We start from the raw sequence: 21,367 nt of genomic DNA on the forward strand, positions 1-21,367 counted from the left end.
AAGTTTGAAAACAGGGGCCGAACTAATTCTTAAATTACCATTTAAGCTTACTCTCCTATTCTCAATTTTCTTGCTTTCTTCAGGTGCTCTTTGGGCACAGGAAACGGAAAATGAGCCGGGTGAAGAGCAACAGGTAGATTCTGTCAAGACAGGATTTTCTTTGGGAAGACTCCGTATGGAGAACCCTGAGAGCATTGTATCCAAGTACGTTTACGACCCGCAATTAAAAATGTACATCTATTCTGAAAAGGTAGGTGATTTTGATATTGGCTATCCCATTATCCTTACTCCAGAGCAATATTATAATTTAGTACAAGAACAGGGCATTAAAGATTATTTTAAGGAAAAATCCGATGCCTATTCCGGTAAAAAGGAAGGTAGCGAAGAAGCCCGAAAAAACTTGTTGCCCAATTTCTATGTAAACAATGATTTTTTTCAGTCTGTTTTTGGTGGCAATACCATAGAAGTTATTCCGCAAGGTTCCGTTGCCATGGATTTGGGAGTTATTTGGCAGAAAAATGACAATCCCTCTCTTTCTCCTAGAAATAGGACCAACACCTCTTTTGATTTTGATCAGCGTATTAGCCTAAGTATGTTGGGTAAAATAGGGGAAAGACTTCAAGTGACGGCAAATTATGATACAGAGGCTACTTTTGACTTTCAGAATATAGTAAAGCTTGATTATACCCCCACCGAAGATGATATTATTAGGTCTATAGAGGTAGGTAATATTTCAATGCCCTTGAACAGTTCCCTAATTCAGGGTTCGCAAAGTTTATTTGGGGTAAAGACTCAGCTGCAGTTTGGTAAAACAACCGTTACGGCAGTTTTTTCCCAACAGCAATCACAAAATAATACAGTAGTAGCACAGGGAGGTGGTACGGTAAGTGAGTTCTCTGTAACGGCGTTGGATTACGATGAGGACCGCCACTTCTTTTTAGCGCAGTATTTTAGGGATAATTATGATGACGCTTTGGCAAGTTACCCCTACATACGCAGTCAAGTGCAAATTACGCGTCTTGAGGTTTGGGTTACCAATAGAAGCCAGCAAACTCTTAACGTTCGCAATATTGTAGGTATTCAGGATTTAGGGGAATATGACCCCTTGACAAGTAACCCTGAAGATCGGAAAACCAGGATTAATAGTAACGCCCCAGGCGGTTTTTTCAATTTGAATACGGGTGGGCAGCCTAACCAATTACCTCGTAATAACGCCAATGGTTACAACCCTGCTATAATTGGACAGGCCGGTGCGGCATTGAATGATGATATTCGTGATGTAGCAACGGTTGAAGAAGGATTCAATATTACGGGTTATCAGCCAAATCAAGGATTTGATTATGCCTTCTTGGAAAACGCCAGAAAATTGGAGCAGGGAAGGGACTATACCTTTAACACACAGTTGGGTTACGTATCCTTGAACCAGCGTCTGAGCAATGATGAAATATTGGCCGTAGCCTTTCAATATACCTATAATGGTAACGTGTATCAGGTAGGTGAGTTTGCTAATGGAGGATTGGATGCTACCACCGTTTCCGGTACGGTAGGCAATCAAATTATTGATAACAACACCTTGGTGTTGAAGCTTCTTAAAAGTAATATTACCAATGTATCTGATCCTATTTGGGATTTGATGATGAAGAACATCTACGCAACAGGGGCATTTCGTCTAAGTCAAGAAGACTTCAAGATGAATATTCTGTACAGCAACCCTACGCCAAGAAACTATATTACACCTATAGATGAATCTACTTGGCCAGATGGACTTCAAGATAAAATTCTTTTGAATGTCTTCAATTTTGACCGATTAAACGCTTATAATGATGTGCAGCCGGGAGGGGATGGGTTCTTTGACTTTATTCCCGGTTTAACCGTAGATACCCAAAATGGACAGATCATTTTTACCAAGGTAGAACCCTTTGGGGAATATCTTTTTGAGCAACTGGGAGGTGGGGATTATAATACCGCCAATAGTTACAATCCCAACCAGGAGAGGTATGTCTTTAGGGATATGTATGAACTTACCAAGGCTGCGGCCCTACAAGACCCGGAAAAAAACAAATTTTTACTAAAAGGTAGGTACAAATCCGAAGGTAGTAATGGTATTCCTATTGGGGCGTTCAATGTTCCTAGGGGTTCAGTTCGGGTGACCGCTGGTGGACGTCAATTGCAAGAAGGAATTGATTATACGGTAAACTACCAGGCAGGAACCGTTCAAATATTGGACCCTAGTTTGGAAGCCTCCAATGTGCCGATCAACATTTCCGTGGAAAACAATGCCGTTTTTGGCCAACAGACTAGAAGGTTCACCGGGGTAAATGTGGAACATCAATTCAATGAAAACTTTGTTTTGGGGGCAACCTTGCTCAATTTGAATGAAAGACCATTGACCCAAAAATCAAATTTTGGGGTAGAACCGGTAAACAACACCATTTTTGGTCTCAACGGAAACTTTTCAACAGAAGTTCCCTTTTTAACTCGCATGGTCAATAAACTTCCCAATATTGATACAGATGTTCCTTCCAATATTTCGGTAAGGGGCGAAGTGGCTTGGTTGAAGCCCAATTCTCCTAAAAATGCCGATTTCCAGGGGGAAACAACCACCTATTTAGATGATTTTGAGGGATCTCAATCCTTAATTGATATTAGGTCTGCTTTGGGGTGGACCATGGCTAGTGTGCCATTGGAATTTTTGGATAACCCTACCCAAAAAGGTTTGGAAACAGGCTTCACCCGGGCAAAATTGGCATGGTATACCATCGATCCGGTTTTTTATACCAATCAGCGTCCAGCGGGTATGAGCGATAGCGACCTTTCTAGCAATGCTACTCGTAGGATTTTTGTTGATGAGGTTTTTCCAAAGGTGGAGATTGCCCAAGGTCAGACCAGGCAGCAGACTACCTTGGATTTGGCGTATTATCCAACTCAAAAAGGACCCTATAATGCCAATGATAACTTTGACACGGCAAGCCCCAATGAAAAATGGGGCGGTATTATGCGTTCATTGAGCAGTACCAACTTTGAGCAGGCAAATGTGGAGTTTGTCCAGTTTTGGGTAATGGATCCGTATTTGGACGGTGATGCTACCAGTACAGGGGAGTTGGTGTTGAATTTTGGTAATATTTCTGAGGATATTTTAGCCGATGGTTTAAAGCAGTATGAAAACGGACTTCCTGTTAATGGCGAAGGAAGTACTAAGCCGGCAGATCCCGTTTGGGGTCCTGTGCCCGCAACTCAAGCATTGGTCTATGCCTTTGATGTCAATGAAGGTGCCAGGGCACAACAGGATTTAGGATTTGATGGTCTTGCTGATCAGGATGAAGCTACCATCTATGGTACCGCCAACGGTGATGATCCAGCTCTGGACAACTATGAGTATTTCTTGCAAAGAGATGGTGGGGTGTTGAACAGATATTTAAATTTTAACAACCCACAAGGCAACTCTCCCGTGCAGGTCACTAATGACAATCGTGGTTCAACCACCTTGCCAGACGTAGAAGATGTAGATAGGGATTTGACCATGAATACGGTCAATAGTTATTATGAGTATCGCATTCCGATCAAACCCAATACCAATATCAACGACCTTTATGTAACCGATATTCGAGATTCGTTGGTGCTTTCCGGTAATAGAATTCCAGATGGGAGCACTGTTAGAACAAGATGGATTCAATACAAAATACCTTTAAGTGATTTTACGGATGCCGTTGGCGGAATTACGGATTTTCGCTCCATCAGCACCATGAGAATGTATCTTACAGGCTTCAATAGTGACGTGTTGCTTCGTTTTGCTACCATGGATTTGGTTCGTGGGGATTGGCGTACGTACGTTAAAAGTTTGGATCCAGATGACCCAAATGTGGGGGACGATGTAACCACGGTAGATGTAAATGCCGTTAATATTCAGGAAAACGAAAATAGAACGCCCATACCCTACGTGCTACCGCCAGGGGTGCGAAGGGAGCAATTGAACAATAACAATACCATCATTCAGCAGAACGAACAATCACTTTCTTTAGTGGTTGAAAACTTGGAACCTCAAGATTCAAGAGGGGTGTTCAAAAACTTGAATATAGACATCCGCCAGTATGAAAAACTGAAAATGTTTATGCATGCTGAAAAAATTCTGGAAAGCGATATTTATGATATTGATAGTCCGTTGGTAGGGTTTTTAAGGATAGGTACGGATTTTTCGGAAAATTTCTACCAATTAGAACTTCCTTTGGAATTTACTCCGTTCACTGCTAATTCCGAGGGTGCAATTTGGCCGGAGAACAACGAGATGGAGGTGATTCTTGCAGATTTAAACAAAGTAAAATCAGTTTGGATTGCCGGCGATGACCTAAATGATATTCGGTATTTTGAGGTCGTGGACGGTGAGGTAGTGCCTGTTGGCGAATTTGCTCCAAGAACACCGGGAAGGCTTAGAATTGGAATAAGGGGTAATCCTTCTTTAGGTAGTATTCGAAGTATGATGGTGGGCGTAAAAAACACCAGCAATTTCCCTGCCCGTGGTGAGGTTTGGTTCAATGAGCTTCGTTTGGCCGGATTGGACAATAATGGAGGTTGGGCGGCAATTGCTGCCATTGATGCCAATGTTGCAGATTTTGCGAACGTAAGTGCTACAGGTAGTACCAGTACTTCCGGTTTTGGTTCCATCGATCAAATGCCCAATGAAAGGGCCCGTGAAGATGCCATTTCTTATGATTTGGTAACCAATGTAAATGTAGGTCAGTTACTTCCCAAAGATTGGAACATTCAAATTCCATTTAATTATGGGGTATCCGAAACCTTAATTACTCCAGAATTCGATCCCGTTTATGATGATTTAAAACTGCAGGACAGAATAGATGCTGCAGAAACGGAGGAAGCGGCAGATGATATTCAGACCCAAGCGGAAGATTATACCAAAAGAACAAGTATAAATCTAATTGGGGTTAGAAAAGATAGGGGAGAAGAAGCGGACGCTAATTTCTATGATATTGAAAACTTTACATTTAACTATTCCTATAACGAAACCAATCATCGCGATTTTGAAATCGCGGCTTTGGAAGATCGCAGTGTTGTAGCGGGATTATTGTACAATCATAATTTTGAACCGGTTGAGGTGGCCCCTTTTGCAAAAAATGACTCTTTGTTTACAGGTAAATACTTGCAATGGTTAAAAGAGTTGAACCTAAACTTGTTGCCTACAAGTGTTTCTGTCAATTCTAATTTCGATAGGCAGTTCAATCAGCAACGTTTTCGTGACGTAGTGGAAGAAGGCGTGGATAAATTGGAACTGCCCACTTTAAGACAGCGCAATTACTTGTTCAATTGGCAATATGCGGTCAACTATAGCCTTACTAAGTCTTTAAGGTTGAATATGTCTGCGAGTAACAATCATATTGTAAGGAATTATTTGGAGGACCCCAATGACCCTAATTCCGAAATTGACCAAACTTTAGGTCTATGGGACGGTTTTTGGGATTTGGGACAACCCAACAGGCACGCCCAACAATTGGAAGTTAATTATGAACTTCCGTTTTCAAAAATACCCATCTTGGATTTCATCAGTTCCCAATATAGCTATACCGGTAATTTTGATTGGCAACGAGGTGGGGACGCTTTGAACTTGGCAATTCAGGAACAAAGAAACGCCGCAGGCGTAGTATCAGTAAATACTGTGCAAAATGCGAGCACCCATAATTTAACTGCCAATCTCAACATGCAAAAGTTCTATGATATGATAGGACTTAAAAAGCGCGACGGGAAGTCCAAAGCCAGTGCAGCGCCCGTTAGAAAGGACAAAGCTGGAAATCCGGTAAAGGGTGGCGAGAAAACTCCAAAGAAAACCAGTGGGCTTTTCAATACGTTCGTGGATGTAGTTACCATGGTAAAAAGGCTTAATGTCAATTACAATGAAAGTAGTGGTAAGGTACTTCCGGGATATACTCAGTCAGTAGGGTTTGTAGGTTCGTTGAGGCCTTCTTTAGGGTTTGTGTTTGGTAGTCAGTCAGATGTTCGTTTCAATGCTGCACGTAAGGGATGGTTAATCGATTTTAATGAATTTAACGAGCAGTACATCGAGAATGTAAATAAGCAATTGAATATTACCGCAACTGCTCAGCCCTTTAAGGATTTGACAATTGACCTGTCTGCGGATAGACAGTATTCCAGCAGTTATCAGGAAAATTATGATGTGGATCTATGGGCCGATAATCGACTTCCCTTAGGTAACGAATACGGTAACTTTAGTATTTCTACCTCAATGATAGGTACCGTTTTTGGTAAAAGCGATGAATTTGATTCGGAAACCTTTCAAAAATTCAAGGAAAATAGGATCATCATCGCTAACAGATTGGTGTCGGACAGAGGTGAGACCATAGGTGAAGTGGACGAGGAAGGATTTCCCCAGCGTTATGGAAAGACCCAGCAAGATGTATTGTTACCGGCATTTTTTGCAGCCTATACCGGACAAGATGCCGAACGTGTAAATCTAGATGCTTTTCGTCAAATTCCCATTCCAAATTGGAACTTGAAGTACACAGGACTAATGAGGAATAAGTGGTTCAAAAAGAAATTCCAACGATTTTCCTTGAGTCATGGTTACAGGGCAGCCTACAGTATCAATTCCTTTCAGACCAATTTGGAGAAGGTGCAGTTGATAAAAGAAGGAAACTCTCCGGTCAATCCTGAGAATGGGGATGTTATGCCAGATTTAATTTTGAACAATGTAGTTTTAAACGATGAGTTCAACCCCTTGGTGCGGTTGGATTTTGAAATGAAGAATTCTGTAAGCGTATTGGCCGAAATGCGTACTAGCAGAATAATGGCCTTGAGCTTTGACAATAACTTAATGACGGAGACCAATGGCAGCGAGTATACCGTTGGGTTGGGGTATAGGTTCAAGGATGTCAAGTTTGTTACCAATATTGGAGGTAATAAGACACGTTTGAAGGGAGATTTGAACCTAAAGGCAGATATGACCCTTCGCGACAACGTAACTATAATTCGAAATTTGGATATAGATAATAATCAGGTTACTTCTGGTCAAAATCTATTATCGGTGAAGTTTACGGCAGACTATGCTTTGACCAAAAACCTGAACGCACTGTTCTTCTATGATCACTCCTTCTCCAAATTTGCCGTCTCCACGGCATTTCCTCAAACTACCATTAATTCTGGTTTTACCTTGAGATATAATTTCGGTAATTAAAAAGCTTCGTTCGCTTTATTTTTTTGAAAACCTTTAGGGATTATTTTACATTTGTTGCAATTAAAAAAGGAGCAAATGAATATTCCAGAAGAACTTAAGTACACCAAAGACCACGAATGGGTAAAAATTGATGGGGATGTGGCCACTGTTGGCATCACTGATTTTGCCCAAGGGGAGCTAGGAGATATTGTTTATGTAGAAGTAGAGACCATGGACGAGTCTTTGGAGAAAGAAGAAGTTTTTGGAACGGTAGAAGCGGTAAAGACGGTTTCGGATTTGTTTCTTCCCCTTAGCGGAGAAATCATTGAATTTAATGAATCTTTGGAAGATGCTCCTGAGAATGTCAACTCAGACCCTTATGGTGAAGGTTGGATGATCAAGATTAAATTGAGCGATGCTTCCGAAATAGAAGGGCTCATGTCTGCCGAAGATTACAAAGCGCTCATTAGTGCTTAAAAAAAATAAGTATAAAATTGCATTTATAAGCTGGATGGTTTTTGTTACCTATTCCAGCTTATCTTCTTTTGAGGGGGTAGATACGCCCGGGCTAAATATTCCGCATTTGGACAAAGCGGTTCACTTTACCTTTTACTTTGTAGCGTCCTTTTTAGGTGTCTTTTGTTTAAGGGAATTTTCGGGGCGTGCAATTAGTAAGAAAAAGGTATTTTTAATAGCTGTTTTATTTGCAATAGCCTTTGGTATAATTATTGAGGTTTTACAATATGCATTAACGACTGATAGACAAGGTGATGTGTGGGACGCGTTTGCGAACAGCATTGGGGCCTTGGCAGGTATTATGGCCGTTAAATTCCTATTTTCGGGCAATAGCCGCTTAAAATGGGAAATTTAATTGCTTTTTAATGGAATATTTAATTATTTTAGCGAACATTAAAATCGAGACTTATGGAACCTAAAAAGAATCCGAAAGCAGATGTAGGCCGTAACAGTGGCCTGTACTTTGTTATAGGACTTGCACTTACCATGGCATTGGTGTACGGTGCATTGGAATGGAAAACGTATGATGAAACCAATGATTACGATATTTCCATGAATGTTGATGACGAATTGGACGAAGAAGTTCCAATGACTGAACAGATAAAAACCCCACCACCTCCACCACCTCCAGCAGCTCCTGAAATTATTGAGGTTGTAGAAGATGAGGAAGAGGTTGAGGAAACGGTGATCGAGTCTACTGAAACTAGTCAGGAAGAAGAGATTATTGAAGTAGAAGACGTAGAAGTAGAGGAGGAAATTGAAGATGTGGACGTCCCATTTGCAGTAATTGAGGATGTGCCGATTTTTCCAGGATGTGAGAGCGAATCTGATAAAAGGGCTTGTTTCCAGAAAATGATGCAAAAGCACATTGGTAAGAACTTCCGTTATCCAGAGATTGCTCAAGAAATGGGTATTCAAGGTAGGGTAAGTGTCATGTTTACCATCCAAAAAGACGGTTCCATCGGTAACGTAAGAATGCGTGGTCCGGATAAAAACCTTGAAAAAGAGGCAGCTCGTATTATAAGTAAGCTACCTAAAATGACTCCAGGAAAGCAAAGGGGTAGGCCAGTAAGGGTTCCATTTAGTATTCCTATTACCTTTAAGCTTCAGTAAGCACAACTCTTAGAGTTTGAAATATATATCAAAGTCCATTCGTTATTCGGGTGGACTTTTTGTTTGAGCTTTATTTGTGTTGGGCATTTTATCTTCGGCACTTTTTATTACGTAGGCCCTAAAGTATTAAAGATGTGTATTTGGTTGGAAAAAAAGCCTTTGAGGGTTATCTTTGCAGTTCGAAAAAAGACGAATGAAAACTGCTGTAAATACGGCCTCAACTCCCTCGATGATATTATCGATTGCCGATTTTAAGGAAATTACCAAGGCTAGATTGGCAATTAGCGTGGTCTTTTCATCATTGGCCGGTTATTTGTTAGGAGCCCACCAAATTGAAATTTCTTCGCTTTTGTTGCTTGCTTTTGGTGGCTATTGCATGGTTGGTGCCTCCAATGCGTACAATCAGGTTATAGAGAAGGATTTGGATGCGCTTATGAAGCGTACCAAAAATAGACCGATACCTGCAGGTAGGATGTCCGTTAGATTTGCGATGTTCATAGCGGTTACCCTTACCCTTTTAGGAGTGGTCTCCCTGTATTTTCTAAATCCAAAAACGGCTATGTTTGGGGCCATTTCCATATTTCTTTATACCAGTGTTTACACCCCTTTAAAGACAATTACACCGTTATCGGTATTTGTAGGTGCCTTTCCTGGGGCCATTCCTTTTATGCTTGGCTGGGTGGCTGCTACCAATGAGTTTGGTATAGAACCGGGAACCTTGTTTATGATCCAGTTCTTTTGGCAATTCCCCCATTTTTGGGCCTTGGGTTGGATGCTACATGATGATTACAAGCAGGGTGGTTTTAAAATGCTTCCCACTGGAAAAAAGGATAAGGGAACAGCCTTGCAGATAATTATGTATACCATTTGGATGTTGCTCATTTCCATTATACCTGTTTTCGGTATTACGGGAAGATTGGAACTTTCCATCCCGGCAGCGGTTGTCATATTCGCAATGGGAATGGTAATGCTTGTTTTTGCATTTAAACTATATGAGAAAAGGGATAATGTAACCGCTCGCAAGCTGATGTTGGCAAGTGTAAGTTATATTACTTTAATGCAGATTGTTTACGTAATAGATAAGTTTATTTAAGCTGATGGATTTAACTCAAGGAACGATTAAGGAGAAGAGCGATAGGGCAAAAAAAATGATGCTCTGGTTTGGTATAGTGAGTCTGATTATGGGTTTTGCAGGTTGGACCAGTGCGTATATTGTTAGTAGCGCTAGGGAAGATTGGGTGGCAGAACTTAAACTTCCATCATCTTTTTTTATAAGTACGGCTGTTATCGTGCTTAGCAGTTTTACCTATATCCTGGCTAAAAAAGCCATTATGGAGAATCAGCAAAAATTAACCTCCAGTTGGTTATGGGCCACTTTGGGTTTAGGCATCATCTTTATTATTATGCAATTTAATGGCTTTTCCCAGATGGTGGCAGAAGGCTATTATTTTACGGGACCAACAAGTAATATAAAAATGTCCTATATATTCCTGATTGCCGCAGTGCATATCGTTCATGTAGTAGCGGGCATTATCTCCCTACTGTTTGTGATCTATAGACAAATGAAAGGCAAATATTCTTCACAGGAATATTTGGGCTTGTCCTTGGGTGCTACTTTCTGGCACTTTTTGGATATTTTATGGCTGTATTTAATCGGCTTCATGTATTACGTTGGATAATAATTTAAAAATATGTCGGTTTTCCTTATCAAACGGCTTTCGTTTCACCTAAGAAAACTATAAATTTGTGCAAATTTTAACCATACTTTATAATAAATGGAATCTACAGTAACTACTGGTGCTGCTTCAGAAAATGTCTGGGGAGGTGGAAATAAGCCACTTGGCGCAAGCTATGGAAAGATGATGATGTGGTTTTTCATCGTTTCAGATGCATTGACCTTTTCTGGTTTTTTGGCCGCTTACGGCTTTTCAAGGTTTAAATTTATAGAAACATGGCCCATTGCGGACGAGGTTTTTACCCACGTTCCTTTCTTTCATGGTAATTACCCCATGATCTATGTGGCCTTTATGACTTTTATATTGATCATGTCTTCCGTAACTATGGTATTGGCGGTAGATGCGGGTCATAAAATGAAGCAGAATGCAGTGATTTGGTACATGTTCCTTACCATTATTGGGGGTGCTATTTTCGTTGGCTCTCAGGCTTGGGAATGGGCAACATTTATTAAAGGTGATTTTGGAGCGGTAGAGACAAAAGGTGGTAGAATACTACAGTTCGTGAATGCGGAAACTGGTGAGAGGGCTGCCTTATCCGAGTTTGCCAAAATACTTCCAAGTGAACGCGAGGCTCATGAACGTAAAAATGGAATTTGGTACTATGAAGAGGGCTATATGCCAAGTTTCTCCATTGATGAAGTTAAGGAAGGCTTTTTGGCCAATCCAAGTATTTTGATACGTACGGAAGCAATCCATCAAGAAGGCGAGAAGGTAGGGGAAAAAACATTGCTGACCAGAGAAGAGTCTCTTGAAAAAATAAAGGATGGAACCATCGTCGTAGAAGGTGCCAATCTAGTAAGAAATGAATATGGAAGCCGTTTGTTTGCAGACTTTTTCTTCTTTATTACAGGATTTCATGGATTTCACGTATTCTCAGGGGTTGTTATCAATATTATCATTTTCTTTAATGTGATATTGGGTACTTACGAGCGTAGAGGGCACTATGAGATGGTAGAAAAGGTAGGGCTCTACTGGCACTTTGTAGACCTTGTTTGGGTATTCGTATTTACATTTTTCTACTTGGTTTAACATTTATCCGGCATCGGAATTAAGAAATAGCATAAAATAATGGCACACGCACATAAACTAGAAATTTTTAGAGGCCTTTTAAAATTTAAGAACAATACCCAAAAAATTTGGGGTGTTTTAATTTTCTTGTCTATCGTAACGGCAATCGAGGTTGTTTTGGGTATCTATAAGCCTCGTGTACTAACACATTCCTATTTCTTGGGAATGAAGTTGTTGAACTGGATTTTTATCATTTTAACCTTGGTGAAGGCGTATTACATTGCTTGGGATTTTATGCACCTACGCGATGAAAAGACCGCTTTAAGAAGGGCAATTGTTTGGACACCTATATTCTTGGTTTCCTATTTGGTATTTATCTTATTGTTCGAGGCGGATTATGTCTACAATGTATACAAAGAAGGATTTATTAAGTGGAACTTCTAAGTTCTTAATTTATCATAAATTAACAGCATACTAAGACGGTTTCACAACCGTCTTTTTTATTTTTGTATTTGCTAACTTTTAGAGTTGAAACTCACTTTGCTGATGAAAAAAACGGCAGTTCTTTTTACATTATTTGTTCTTCCAATTGTGGCCTATCTATTTTTTGCTTCAGGGGTAAATAACTTTGGTAAATTACCCGTTCTTACGGAAAATGTGGCTGAAATATCCTCTTATGGAGAGGTTAGTTTAAAAGATAAAATCACCATAATGGGCTTCATGGGTACTAATGTTGTTGATAGACAGGGCAACGCATTTAACCTTAATCAGAAAATATACAAACGCTTTCACGAGTTCAAGGATTTTCAGTTCGTAATGGTGGTGCCAAAAGGGCAAGAAAAGGCTGTCCAAAATCTAAAAAGTGAACTCGGACATTTAGGGGATACCTCTAAATGGAACTTTGTCTTTTTACCTAAAGGTGATATTGGCACCTATTTCTCTTCTTTAAAGACAGGTTATCAATTAGACAATGATTTAGGAACTTCCTATGTATTTATTATAGATAAGGACTTAAAGCTTAGGGGTAGGGAAGATGATGAGGACGAAGGTATCAAGTTTGGTTATGACACCAATAGGGTTTCAGAATTGAACAATAAGATGGAAGATGATGTGAAAATCATTTTGGCAGAGTATCGCTTGGCACTCAAAAAGAATAATGCGGATAGATAAATAGGAGTTAGGTTGAAGAAAAATAAGTACACATATGTTTGGGTTTCCTTAATTGTTCTGGTTTTTGGGATTATTTTCATTCCTAAAATCGTTAACCGGATTAAGGAGGGAGACGTGGTGGAGAACGATAGGATGAATGTAAAGGATAATTCAGCGCAATTGGCCTATGTCCTAAAGGATGGGAAAAAACGCAGAGTACCTTCCTTTCAGCTTATTAATCAAGACAGTCTTCTTATCACAGATAAAGATTATAAGGGCAAAGTGTTTGTAGTAGAATTTTTCTTTACCAGTTGCCCCTCCATTTGTCCTGTTATGACCGAAAATCTCGTTTATCTTCAAAATGAATTTGAGGGAGAAGATTTTGGGATTGCTTCTTTCTCCATTACACCCCACTTCGATACACCCACGGTACTAAAAACGTATGCTGAGAAAAAAGGAATTACTTCCTTGGATTGGCATTTAATGACAGGGAACAAAGAGGATATCTATGAGCTTGCCAATTCAGGCTTCAATATTTTCGCGGCGGAAATGCCAGATGCTCCGGGAGGCTTTGAACATTCAGGTCTTTTTGCTCTAGTGGATAAAAAGGGATATTTACGTTCTAGGGTGGATCAATTTGGTAATCCTATTATATATTATCGGGGCGCCATTACTCAAGAACAAGGAGAGAACGATCACGGGGAAAAGGAGCAGATTTCTATTTTAGAGCAGGACATTAAAAAATTATTGGCAGAATAATGAGTGAAGTGGCATCAGCGAAAGAAAAAAAGTTCAACAAACTTATAACCATAGTTTCTGTTATTGTTCCTGTAGTGGTCGCACTTTTATTTGGCGTTAAACTGCCCGATGTAGAACGATTGGGATTTTTGCCGCCCATATATGCTACAGTGAATGGTATTACCGCCCTGACGTTATGTATGGCGGTCTTGGCTATTTTAAGAAATAACAAAAAGTTGCATCAATTACTTATTAATATCTGTATTGCGTTGTCACTCGCTTTTTTGGTGATGTACATTGCCTATCACATGACCTCGGAATCAACGGTTTATGGGGGAACGGGGACCATGAAATATGTTTACTATTTTGTCCTTATTTCCCATATAGTTCTTTCCATTGTTATTATTCCATTGGTTCTTAAAACGTACTCTTTTGGGTATTTAGGTAAGTATGATAAGCATAGAAAATGGGCCCAGTTTACCTTTCCTCTTTGGTTATATGTTGCTGTAACGGGGGTTATTGTGTATTTAATGATATCTCCTTACTATCCAATTACATAATGAGTTTGCGAAAAATTGTACATATAGGCTTCGTTTTGATCCTTTTCCTTCTTCCGGATATGGTAGGGGCGCAATGTGCCATGTGCAGGGCGGTTCTGGAAAGTAATGGGAATACGGATGTGGCAGAGGGGGTCAATAACGGTATTGTATACCTTATGGCCATTCCCTATGTTCTGGTAGCTGGTCTTTTCTACTTTATTTATAAGAAAATGCGCCCCAAGCAGTCTTAATTATTTAACATTTATTTTGGTTTATTGGTGTAACAATAAGATTTTTAAGTAGTCTTATAAATGCACGATTACTATAATCGAGCTCATCAATCAATAAATCAATCGCATGTTAGACATCGAAAGGTGGCAGGAAATCTTTGATGCCATCCGAAAAAATAAGTTGCGTACCTTTCTTACGGGACTTTCAGTGGCCTCTGGTATTTTTATTCTTGTAATTCTATTAGGATTTGGGCAGGGTTTTAAAAATGGGATTGCCCAAGAATTTGCCCAAGATGCCGCTACTAGCGTTTGGGTTTGGCCAGGTACAACTACAAAGGAATACAAAGGCCTTAATCCTGGTAGAAATATTCAGCTACGTAATTCCGACTATAACTTTTCTTCCGAGCTTTTGGCGGAGCAAATCGATTTAAAGTCCCCCAGAATTTTTGTTCGAAATATTTCAGTGAATTATGGTAATGAGGCACTGGTGTATGGAGTGCAAGGAGTTTCCTATCAGTTTCAGGAAATTGAGAATGCCAAGATGTCCCGCGGTAGATTTATAAGTTATCAAGATGAAACCAACACCGCTAAGATTGCGGTTATCGGTAATAAAATTGCCCATGATGTATTCAATGAGGTAGATACGCCTATTGGCGAGTTTATTGATATTTCCGGAATCCCCTTTAAGATTGTGGGTACTTTTAAAGAGACGGAGGATAGGGAGGAGGAACGTATTTTTATTCCTATAACTACAGCTCAAAAAGTCTTTAATGGAGGTGATAAAGTCAACAATTTGGCGTTTACGCTGCCCATGGCAGAAAATTTTGATGACGCTGTTGCCAATTCCGTTAAATTCAAAAGTCAGCTATTAAGTAACCTGCAGCAGGCACATACAGTTGCACCGGATGATACCAATGCCATTCATGTTTGGAGCGCCCTTGAAGAAGCCAAACGGTTTTACAGTCTAACCGATAATATTAAGCTGTTTTTCTGGTTTGTGGGCGTATGTACTATTATTGCCGGAGTGGTTGGGGTGAGCAACATTATGCTTATTGTAGTAAGGGAGCGGACCAAGGAAATTGGAATAAGAAAGGCTTTGGGAGCCAAACCTTGGTCTATTGTTGGGATGATACTTCACGAGTCTATTTTCATTACGGCCATTTCAGGTTTTGTAGGCCTTATTTTAAGTATGGGCTTGTTGGAACTCTTGGGCCCTAATATAGAGGTTGATTATGTGGTAAATCCCTCGGTAAATTTCAATGTGGCCCTGTCCACAGTATTTGTTCTCGTCCTTGCCGGCGCCGTTGCCGGATTTTTTCCTGCATGGAGGGCGGCCAATATTCATACCATAGAAGCTTTAAGAGATGAATAGTTTGAATCCATTAAATCACGTTGGCCATGTTCAATAAGGACCGTTGGAAAGAAATTTTAGAGGTGCTTACCAGTAACTGGTTTAGAACCGTTTTGACCGCTTTTGGAGTTTTTTGGGGCATTTTTATTCTGATAGTTCTACTATCTGCCGGAAAAGGATTGGAGAATGGAATCATGAAGGATTTTGGCGATATAGCTACCAATACCATGTTTATGTGGTCTAGGGCTACTACCAAAGCCCATAAAGGATTGCCAAAAGGCCGAAGTTTTCTCTTTAAGACCGAGGATGTAAGTTCTATCAAGGAACAGGTGCCCAACTTACGATTTATTTCGCCCCGTAATCAATTGGGCGGTTTTGGTGATGCGAATAATGTGGTTAGGGGCCTTAGAACAGGGGCTTATAACGTATATGGGGACTATCCGGAAATTATAAAGCAAGACCCTATGAGCATTACCCAAGGTAGGTTTTTGAATTATAGTGATATAGAGGAAAAACGCAAAATAGCTGTCATTGGCGATGGTGTTAAGACAGGTCTTTATGACAAAGACGAAGATGTTTTGGGAACTTACATCAAGATTCAGGGTGTAAATTTTATGGTAGTGGGCGTCTACAAAAAGAAAAGTAATGGGGGTGATGGGGAAGAGGGACAGAAACAGATCTTTGTACCCTTTACCTCTTTTTCGCAAGCGTTCAATAGAGGTAACGATGTAGGGTGGATGGCTATTACTGCCAAGGATGGCACATCCATTACCAGTATAAAAAATCAAATTATGGATGTGGTGAAGGAAAACCACAAGGTGCACCCAGAGGATCAACGCGCCGTTGGGCATTTTGATTTGTACGAACAGTTCAATAGGGTTCAGAGCCTCTTTGGGGCGCTAAGGTTTGTAGCCTACTTTGTTGGAATCCTAGTTCTTCTTTCCGGGGTCATAGGGGTTAGTAATATCATGCTTATTGTGGTGAAGGAAAGAACCAAGGAAATTGGTATCCGTCGCGCTTTGGGAGAGGACCCCTGGTCCATAAAAATTCAGATTTTAATAGAATCTATTTTTCTGACCATCATTTCGGGCATGGCCGGTATTTCCTTTGGAGCTTTGGTCATCTATCTGATCAATACCCTTTTGGATATGAACGGTCCGGTTGATATGTTCGCCAACCCAAGCGTGAGTTTGGGAGTGGTAATTGCGGCCCTTCTTATTCTGATTGTTTCTGGGTTATTGGCCGGTTTTATTCCCGCCCAAAGCGCTATAAAAATAAAACCGATTGAGGCTTTGAGAACCGAATAGAAATTCATTCATCGTTAATAGTAATCAAAAAATAAACATCAACCTATATGAAAAAGACAGTAACCAGAATAATCCTTCTGCTCATTCTAGTCACCTTTGGTGGTGCCATGTATTATCTCTACCAAAAGAATGCAGAAGATCCTGTAACGTATGAAACCGAACAGGCATCAACAAAGACCATTGTAAAGAAAACAGTGGCGACCGGGAGTATCTTGCCGCTAGAAGAGGTGCTCATCAAACCAAATATATCCGGAGTAATAGAAGAGATTTTTGTAGAGGGAGGCGACTATGTGAAATCCGGAGACCTTATCTGTAGAATCAAAGTGGTGCCCAACCTTAGCGCACTAAACGATGCGAGAAATACCATTGATGAAACCAAAATAAACTTGGATGACCAACTTCGAAACCTTGAAAGGCAGAAGGCCTTATTTACTAAAGGTGTTATTTCCCAAGTAGATTTGGAAAGGGCACAAGTAACTTATGATCAGGCAAAGCAGACGTATGCAGCTGCCAATAAGCGTTATGAAATAGTAAAAACGGGTACGGCCAAAGGGTACGGTAATGCAGCTAACACGGAGATAAAGGCAACCGTGAGTGGTATGATATTGGAGGTGCCCGTAGAGGTGGGCAACCAAGTGATAGAGAGTAACAATTTTAATGAAGGTACCACTATTGCTGCCATAGCAGATGTGGATAAAATGATATTTGAGGGCAAGGTAGATGAATCTGAAGTAGGAAGAATAAAGGAGGATTTACCGTTGGAAATAACCGTAGGGGCCCTCGAGGGTAAGATTTTTAATGCGGTTTTGGATTATATAGCTCCAAAGGGAAAAGAAGAGAACGGAGCCGTACAATTTGAAATAAAGGGGACACTCAATAAGCAGGATTCCGTTTTTATTAGGGCCGGTTTAAGTGCCAATGCATCGGTGATCTTGGCCAAAGCAGATAACGTACTGGCCATTAAGGAAGCATTGGTGCAGTATGACGATGAAACCAAAAAACCGTATGTAGAAATAGCCAACGGAGAGCAAAATTTTACCCGGAAGGAAATAGAGTTGGGAATTAGTGATGGAATTTTCGTTGAGGTAAAATCTGGGGTTTCCGAAACGGACAAAATAAAGGTCTGGAACGCCATTGTTACGGATGAAAACATGTAAAACTTATTATTTAACAGAATATTTTGACAATATTCCGTAACAAATCAACAACTTGAGTGTCATATTGCTAAGTTGCCCGTAGACAACTAACTACAAACAAAACCAATAATGATTGAAATAAATAATCTTCACAAATCCTATAAGATGGGATCCAATTCCCTTCACGTTCTAAAAGGGTTGAATTTTAGCATCAAGGAGGGAGAACTTGTAGCCATTATGGGATCCTCCGGGTCCGGAAAGTCTACCTTGCTAAATATTCTAGGCATGCTAGATGAGGCAGATTCCGGGGAATATACTCTGGACGGGGTTCCCATTAAAAATTTGAATGAAACCAAAGCTGCCAAGTACCGTAATAAATTTCTTGGCTTTATATTTCAATCGTTTAATTTAATCAATTATAAAAGTGCCATGGAGAATGTGGCCCTTCCTCTATATTATCAAAAAGTACCCAGAAAGCAACGAGAAGAAAAGGCAATAAAGTATCTGTCTCAAGTGGGTTTAAAGGAATGGGCGCATCATTTGCCCAATGAACTCTCCGGTGGTCAAAAGCAACGGGTGGCCATTGCTAGGGCCATGGCGGCCGAGCCAAAAGTATTGTTGGCAGATGAGCCTACAGGGGCTTTGGATAGTAAAACATCCTATGAGGTTATGGACCTTATTCAAAATATTAACGACCAAGGAAATACCATTCTGGTGGTTACCCATGAGGAGGATATTGCTCACATGTGCAAGAGAATTGTTCACCTTAAAGATGGTGTTATAGTGGAAGATAAAACAGTAGATCAGGTTAGGGCCTCACAATATGTTTAGTAGGGATATTTGGAAAGAGATTTTTGAGACTATTCAAAAGAATAAGCTCCGTACCTTTTTATCCGGTTTTACCGTAGCCCTAGGTATACTCATCTTTGTTGTTCTATTCGGTTTTGGCAACGGTCTGATCAATACGTTCAATCAATTTTTTTCCAATGATGCCACCAATGTCTTCATGGTTTTTAGAGGAAGAACCACTATGCCCTATAAAGGTTACAAGGCCAACCGTTCCATTGAATTTGATAATAGTGATTTAGAGGATATTGAAAAGAATTTTCCTTTGTTCTTGGAGTATATAAGTCCAAGAATTACGAGACAGGATACGGTAAGCTACAAAAATGAAAGTAATAGTTATTCTACTTGGGCGGTAGGGCCCGCGCATCAGTTTAGTGAGATGACCATTATGATGAAGGGTCGCTACTTGAATGTTAACGATATCAATAACAAAACCAAAAATGCGGTTATTGGTAGGTTGGTAGAGGAAGATTTGTTCGGGGCTAAGAATAGCATTGGTAAATACATAGATGTTGGTGGTAGTTCATTTAAAGTTGTTGGGGTTTTTCAGGACGATGGGGGAGATAACGAAGAAAGAAACATTTTTATTCCCTATACCACTAGACAGCTTATGGAAAAGAATACCGATAAGATAGACGCCATGGTCATTGGTTTTAAACCCTCCATTGGTTATGCCGGGGCTATGGCTTTTGAAAAGAGTTTGGACAAGTTCATTAGGGAGAAAAAGTATATTAACCCGCAAGATCGCAACGGTATTTTTATAAGAAACGTAGCCGATCAATTAAAGCAGAATCAACAGTTCGCAAGGGTGCTTCAGATTATTGTGGGTTTTGTGGCTTTTGGAACCATAATCGCCGGTATCATAGGAATCAGTAATATTATGGTTTTTGTGGTTAAGGAGCGTACCAAAGAATTAGGTATCCGTAAGGCATTGGGGGCTACGCCAAAATCCGTAATCGGAACAATTCTATTGGAATCCGTATTTATTACCACGGTATCGGGTTTTGTAGGGATGCTAATAGGGGTGGGTATCCTTAGTTCTATGGGAGAACGTCTTGAAGATTTTTTTATTACCAACCCCTATATAGATATGCCCATGGCGGTCATAGCTACCATTATCCTAATTGTTTTCGGTGGTATTGCTGGTTATGTGCCGGCAAAGCGAGCAGCCAATATAAAACCCATTGTAGCCTTAAGAGACGAGTAATATGAGATTTATACTTGATAGAAATACTTGGCAAGAGATTTTTGGCTCTATCAGCAAGAATAAAGTTAGAACGGTCATTACCGTAGTTGGGGTGCTATGGGGAATTTTTATTTATATCGCCTTGTCCGGTGCTGCAAAAGGCATGGATAACGGCTTTGAAAGTATGTTCGAGGTCATTGCTAAAAACAGCATGTTCGTTTGGGCCCAAAATACCAGTATGCCCTATGAAGGCTACAAAACTGGTAGACAGATGCAATTAAAGCTTAGCGATGCGGACATTATCGAGAACAGGATACCCGAAGTGGAGTTTATAGCCCCAAGAAACGTTAGGGGGTTTTTCGGCTCTACCCCTCCTAGTATTGGAAGGAATAATAAAACGGGGAGTTATCCCTTGTTTGGGGATTTTCCATCTTTTGTAAAGATCGCACCCAAAAAAATTTATGATGGGGGCCGCTTTATCAACGATGAGGATATTGCCCAGGCCAGAAAAGTGGCAGTTATTGGAGAAAGGTCTGAGAAGGAATTGTTTGAAGAAGATGAAGAAACCATTGGTGGCTATATAAAAATAGACGATGTCTATTTTCAGGTAGTAGGGGTACACAAGTTCGATCAAAGCGGTGGCTTTGGAGGGGACGGTGATATTTTCATTCCCTTTACAACCTTTAGGAAACTGTACAACACAGGCGAAAATGTAGGATGGTTTTCCATTGCTGCCTATGATGATGCAGACGTGGTTAAGGTAGAGGAAAATATTATGAACCTATTGAAAAACACCCATAAGGTACACCCAGATGATGACCGGGCTTTTGGTTCATTTAACCTTGGGGAGCAGTTTGATAAAATTGTAGGCTTTGCTAACGGAATTACCTTTTTATCGTTAATAGTGGGTATTGCTACCATTTTGGCGGGAGTCATCGGTATTGGAAATATTCTTTTGATCTCGGTTAAGGAACGTACTAAGGAATTAGGAGTGAGGAGAGCCTTGGGGGCCACTCCGGCCGAAGTAAGAAACCAAATTGTTTTGGAATCAGTCTTTCTTACGGTAATCGCCGGAATCATGGGAATTATCCTAGGAGCCGCTGTTTTGGCCATGATCAACAGTTTTACCCAAGATATAGACTTTCCATACACCAATCCTACCGTACCTATTCCCTATGTTTTGGGAGCATTGGTAATCATGGTGGTGTTAGGGACCCTTATTGGACTCATACCGGCGCAAAGGGCTGTAAGTATTAAACCTATAGATGCTTTGAGGGAAGAATAAGAGCTTTTAAGTAACAAAAACAAGAACAACTATACCAATAGACAAACACA

At 40.3% G+C, this 21,367-nt stretch carries 18 protein-coding genes; all 18 read left to right on the forward strand.

Features of this window, described 5'->3' with window-relative positions; all coding sequences use genetic code 11:
- Positions 1-4: 4 nt before the first annotated feature.
- On the forward strand, positions 5-7,198 hold the full coding sequence (gene sov / locus IL355_RS15950; protein ID WP_192463116.1) for a T9SS outer membrane translocon Sov/SprA: 7,194 nt from the start codon (positions 5-7) through the stop codon (positions 7,196-7,198).
- 75 nt (positions 7,199-7,273) lie between these two features.
- Complete coding sequence (gcvH, locus tag IL355_RS15955; protein ID WP_192463117.1) at positions 7,274-7,654, forward strand: glycine cleavage system protein GcvH; 381 nt, start codon at positions 7,274-7,276, stop codon at positions 7,652-7,654.
- Positions 7,647-8,048 carry a VanZ family protein gene (locus IL355_RS15960; protein WP_192463118.1) on the forward strand — a complete coding sequence of 134 codons (402 nt, stop codon included), beginning with the start codon at positions 7,647-7,649 and terminating at the stop codon, positions 8,046-8,048. Before gcvH ends, IL355_RS15960 begins: the two co-directional genes overlap by 8 nt.
- Positions 8,049-8,101: 53 nt before the next feature.
- Entirely contained in the window at positions 8,102-8,806 is a 705-nt protein-coding gene (locus IL355_RS15965; RefSeq protein WP_192463119.1) for an energy transducer TonB, read from the forward strand.
- Between the two features lie 193 nt (positions 8,807-8,999).
- A complete protein-coding gene (cyoE, locus tag IL355_RS15970) occupies positions 9,000-9,899 on the forward strand; it encodes a heme o synthase (RefSeq protein WP_192463120.1) in 900 nt (299 codons plus the stop codon).
- Positions 9,900-9,903: 4 nt separating this feature from the next.
- The gene (locus IL355_RS15975) at positions 9,904-10,485 is read left to right on the forward strand and encodes a cytochrome c oxidase subunit 3 (protein WP_192463121.1); all 582 of its coding nucleotides are present in this window, start codon (positions 9,904-9,906) and stop codon (positions 10,483-10,485) included.
- 96 nt (positions 10,486-10,581) lie between these two features.
- Positions 10,582-11,571: a cytochrome c oxidase subunit 3 gene (locus IL355_RS15980; protein WP_187456081.1), complete on the forward strand. Its 990-nt coding sequence runs from the start codon at positions 10,582-10,584 to the stop codon at positions 11,569-11,571.
- Positions 11,572-11,610: 39 nt separating this feature from the next.
- Positions 11,611-11,994, forward strand: coding sequence for a cytochrome C oxidase subunit IV family protein (locus IL355_RS15985; protein WP_187456080.1), 384 nt, complete (start codon positions 11,611-11,613; stop codon positions 11,992-11,994).
- A gap of 102 nt (positions 11,995-12,096) precedes the next feature.
- Positions 12,097-12,720: a hypothetical protein gene (locus IL355_RS15990; protein ID WP_192463122.1), complete on the forward strand. Its 624-nt coding sequence runs from the start codon at positions 12,097-12,099 to the stop codon at positions 12,718-12,720.
- Between the two features lie 12 nt (positions 12,721-12,732).
- Positions 12,733-13,458 (forward strand): SCO family protein, encoded by a 726-nt coding sequence (locus tag IL355_RS15995; RefSeq protein WP_192463123.1) that lies wholly within the window; start codon positions 12,733-12,735, stop codon positions 13,456-13,458.
- Positions 13,458-13,997 carry a DUF420 domain-containing protein gene (locus tag IL355_RS16000; protein ID WP_192463124.1) on the forward strand — a complete coding sequence of 180 codons (540 nt, stop codon included), beginning with the start codon at positions 13,458-13,460 and terminating at the stop codon, positions 13,995-13,997. Before IL355_RS15995 ends, IL355_RS16000 begins: the two co-directional genes overlap by 1 nt.
- Positions 13,997-14,227 carry a hypothetical protein gene (locus IL355_RS16005; protein WP_192463125.1) on the forward strand — a complete coding sequence of 77 codons (231 nt, stop codon included), beginning with the start codon at positions 13,997-13,999 and terminating at the stop codon, positions 14,225-14,227. Before IL355_RS16000 ends, IL355_RS16005 begins: the two co-directional genes overlap by 1 nt.
- A gap of 106 nt (positions 14,228-14,333) precedes the next feature.
- Positions 14,334-15,578 (forward strand): ABC transporter permease, encoded by a 1,245-nt coding sequence (locus tag IL355_RS16010; protein ID WP_192463126.1) that lies wholly within the window; start codon positions 14,334-14,336, stop codon positions 15,576-15,578.
- Positions 15,579-15,604: 26 nt separating this feature from the next.
- On the forward strand, positions 15,605-16,864 hold the full coding sequence (locus tag IL355_RS16015; protein WP_192463127.1) for an ABC transporter permease: 1,260 nt from the start codon (positions 15,605-15,607) through the stop codon (positions 16,862-16,864).
- Positions 16,865-16,911: 47 nt separating this feature from the next.
- Positions 16,912-18,021 (forward strand): efflux RND transporter periplasmic adaptor subunit, encoded by a 1,110-nt coding sequence (locus tag IL355_RS16020; RefSeq protein WP_192463128.1) that lies wholly within the window; start codon positions 16,912-16,914, stop codon positions 18,019-18,021.
- Between the two features lie 108 nt (positions 18,022-18,129).
- A complete protein-coding gene (locus IL355_RS16025; protein ID WP_187456072.1) occupies positions 18,130-18,831 on the forward strand; it encodes an ABC transporter ATP-binding protein in 702 nt (233 codons plus the stop codon).
- Complete coding sequence (locus IL355_RS16030; RefSeq protein ID WP_192463129.1) at positions 18,824-20,053, forward strand: ABC transporter permease; 1,230 nt, start codon at positions 18,824-18,826, stop codon at positions 20,051-20,053. Before IL355_RS16025 ends, IL355_RS16030 begins: the two co-directional genes overlap by 8 nt.
- A gap of 1 nt (position 20,054) precedes the next feature.
- On the forward strand, positions 20,055-21,317 hold the full coding sequence (locus IL355_RS16035) for an ABC transporter permease (RefSeq protein ID WP_192463130.1): 1,263 nt from the start codon (positions 20,055-20,057) through the stop codon (positions 21,315-21,317).
- Positions 21,318-21,367: the final 50 nt, after the last annotated feature.

The sequence above is a fragment of the Euzebyella saccharophila genome, assembly GCF_014855495.1.
Classification (GTDB): domain Bacteria; phylum Bacteroidota; class Bacteroidia; order Flavobacteriales; family Flavobacteriaceae; genus Euzebyella; species Euzebyella saccharophila.